Annotated in this window: 3 protein-coding genes; all 3 read right to left on the bottom strand. The window is 45.6% G+C overall.

All coding sequences use genetic code 11. The features are described 5' to 3' along the window. Positions 1-142 precede the first annotated feature (142 nt). Positions 143-1,285 carry an N-acetylglucosamine-6-phosphate deacetylase gene (gene nagA, locus AB4653_RS15935; RefSeq protein WP_009847250.1) on the bottom strand — a complete coding sequence of 381 codons (1,143 nt, stop codon included), beginning with the start codon at positions 1,283-1,285 and terminating at the stop codon, positions 143-145. A gap of 78 nt (positions 1,286-1,363) precedes the next feature. Further along, complete coding sequence (locus tag AB4653_RS15930) at positions 1,364-2,227, bottom strand: N-acetylmannosamine kinase (protein ID WP_102257789.1); 864 nt, start codon at positions 2,225-2,227, stop codon at positions 1,364-1,366. 2 nt (positions 2,228-2,229) lie between these two features. After that, positions 2,230-2,910, bottom strand: coding sequence for a putative N-acetylmannosamine-6-phosphate 2-epimerase (locus AB4653_RS15925; protein WP_372071310.1), 681 nt, complete (start codon positions 2,908-2,910; stop codon positions 2,230-2,232). Positions 2,911-2,948 lie beyond the last annotated feature (38 nt).

Below are 2,948 nucleotides of genomic sequence, written 5' to 3'. Positions count from 1 at the left end.
GTAGAGTCACAATAAAAGTGACTTTACTATGTTCGACCAAACTAAGAAATTATCCCACCCCTATAAGTTCGTTAGTTTACTATTGCTACTGCAGACTCGGAGCTTCGTGAGTTGATATCTGCCGCTTGCGATATGACTTGAGTTAGCTTTTCCAAATTTCTCCGTCTACGAGAACTGCTTGTGTATGATAGCTATCATTTAGAATTGTTGCTGCTGCAATATATCCTTCTTTCAAGTAACCAAGAGAGCTCCCACTTCGCAACGCATGTGCAGGGTAAGTCGATGCCATTTTAAAAGCTTCTTCTTCATCAATTCCCCATGCAATAATATTAGCAACAGATTGATCCATACCAATATGTGCACCAGCTAGGTTGCCATTCGAATTGACCAATTTGTTCTCAACAACTTTGATAATTTCGTTGTTGAGAACGAAGCTATTGTCTGCGCTACCGACTGAGCCCATAGCATCTGAGACAATTAGCAATTTTCCTTTCGGTTTTGCTCGGTGGGCAAGCTTGATGTTTGTAGGGGCAACGTGAATCCCATCGGTAATAATTGAGCACCACGCGTGATCAGTCATTAACGCTGTGCCAACAACGCCCGGTTCTCTGCCGTTTAGAGGAGACATTGCGTTGTATAGGTGTGTGAAGCCATCAATATGGGATAAGGTTTCTTCGCTTAGTTGCTGCTCTGTTGCATTACTATGGCCACAAGACACCAATACCCCTTTACGAGAAAGCCAGTCAATAGCGGCCGAATTTACAGCTTCAGGAGCTAAAGTAATAAGCGTTTTTCCCTGAGTTAGCCAAGGAAGGTCGAGGAGTCCGGCGACGGTAGGGTCGTAAAAATGACTGGTATCATGAGCGCCTTTTTTTTCCGGGCTTAGCCATGGTCCTTCTAAGTGGACACCCAATACGCCCTTAGTTTTATTTTCTAGAGCGGAACGAGTAGCCAACAAGGCTTGTTTGATCTTTTCTGAACTGTCGCTGATTAACGTAGGTAGCAAGTAAGCAGTACCATGTTTTCTATGGGCATGGCAGATGGTTTCAATGCCTTTGACGTCGGTTTGTTGGTTGAACATGACACCGCCGCCACCGTTTACTTGGAGGTCGATAAACCCTGGTGTAAGCGTAGATGAAGGGTAGCGTATGACTTCGGCTTGCGCAGGAATACGATTCTCAGGCACGATTGAGACGATGTGGTTTTCCTGCCAAAGTAATGCGGATTCGTAGTGCATCTTCTCACCATCAAAAATACGCAGCGCTGAGATTGCTTTGAGTGTCATGAATAGTCCTTTCGCTCTTAATTGAAGAGCAGTCTTGATAAAATACGTGGTATATACAGAGCCCAAATACACTTAAACTCAGTGTTCAAAAAGAGCGGCGGCCCCTAACAGACAAGCATCATGATTGCCCTTTGCTGGTGCTAACTTGATTTGAAATGGACGCGGACGCATCTCAATGTGCTGTGCTACCCGCTCTAAATAACCAGCCGCAAGACCCACTCCCCCCCCGATTACGATCACATCTAAATCAAGGGTGGCTTTTAAATTACAACATAACGTGGCGATAGCTTGGGCGCTTTGCTGAATAATGTGTTCGGCAGAGGGGTTAAGGTGCGCTTGCTCAAAAAGTTCGACGTTAGAAATGGTGTTATTAATTGTCTGTTGGGCGTATTTATTGATGGCTGTCCCTGAGGCGATGGCTTCGACACAACCTCTTTGACCACAGCCACAAATTGGCCCGTTGGGATCAATCACTAAATGACCTATATGTCCGGCAAAGTTGTTTTGTCCGCGATGAAGCTTCCCATCAAGAATCAAGCCGCCACCGACACCGGTTGATACCGTTAGATAGGCCATGTTTTTTTCTTGATCGGTTAAGTGCAAGTATTCATACCATGCCGCTGCCTGCGCATCGTTTAGCATTGCGACTGGCTTGCCTGTTTGTGCTTTGATTTCAGTATGGAGTGGGAAAGGAGTGGGAAAGGCCAATGTGTCTGGGTTAATGGCGCTGATCCCTTGTTCTGTAACCAACCCCGTAGTGGAGATGCCAATTTGATCCACATCTTCTAACCAAGGTTCGCAGTGCTGCAGTATATGGTTTGCAAATTGATTTGCAGAAGTTACGTCAATGGTCGGGATTTGCATTCGCTCACAGAGCTTGCCATTTGAGACAAACCCCAACGCGATTTTTGTGCCGCCAATGTCAATGGCTAGGATGTTCATTATTACGCCTCTACTGCTTGAGTTGCTTTATTAAACCAGTTCGTTACGACTTCTAATCGTGTCAAGGCTGAACCAACGGTTACTGCTGTTGCACCACACTCAATGGCCTTAGCGGCAAGTTCAGGTGTGTTGTACCTGCCTTCTGCCATAGTAAAGAAACCCGCTTTAGAAAACTGTTTAACCAGTTCAAAGTCTGGTTCAGTTGGTTCACTTTCTCCAACATAACCTGACAACGTTGATCCAATGATCTCGACGCCATGCTGATGGGCCCAAAGACCGTCTTCAAAACATGAACTGTCCGCCATCGCAAAGCAACCTGTTTCCTTAATTGCGGTGACGATTGCATCGCGGCTTTCTGGTCGAATTCGGTCAGTTGCGTCAAACGCTATGATGGTTGCCCCAGCCTCTGCCAGTGCAGTGACATCGCTGCAATAAGGCGTAATTCTTACCGGACTATTCTCTAAATCACGCTTCACAATACCAATAATTGGTATGCTGACATGTTCAGAAACCGCCTTCACATTGTTGATACTTTCAATGCGGAGTGCTTTCGCTCCAGCTTGTTCTGCGGCTTGTGCCATTGCGACAATAATCTCAGTTTTCGCAAGTGGGCTGAGTTCAACTGGTTGAATAGAGACAATGGTTTGTCCGTGTAAAATGCCTTTTAAGTCATTGATACAAATTGCTTTATTTCTCACGATGGGCCTCGTCTGTATAAGTT

The sequence above is a fragment of the Vibrio sp. 10N.222.48.A3 genome (assembly GCF_041475345.1).
Classification (GTDB): Bacteria; Pseudomonadota; Gammaproteobacteria; order Enterobacterales; family Vibrionaceae; genus Vibrio; species Vibrio tasmaniensis_A.
This window is presented reverse-complemented; position numbering and strand designations above follow the sequence as displayed.

What these genes read in the sequence shown, in the direction of transcription:
- nagA (WP_009847250.1), bottom strand. Translation starts at nt 1,285, where the DNA reads ATGACACTCAAAGCAATCTCAGCGCTGCGTATTTTTGATGGTGAGAAG.
- AB4653_RS15930 (WP_102257789.1), bottom strand. Translation starts at nt 2,227, where the DNA reads ATGAACATCCTAGCCATTGACATTGGCGGCACAAAAATCGCGTTGGGG.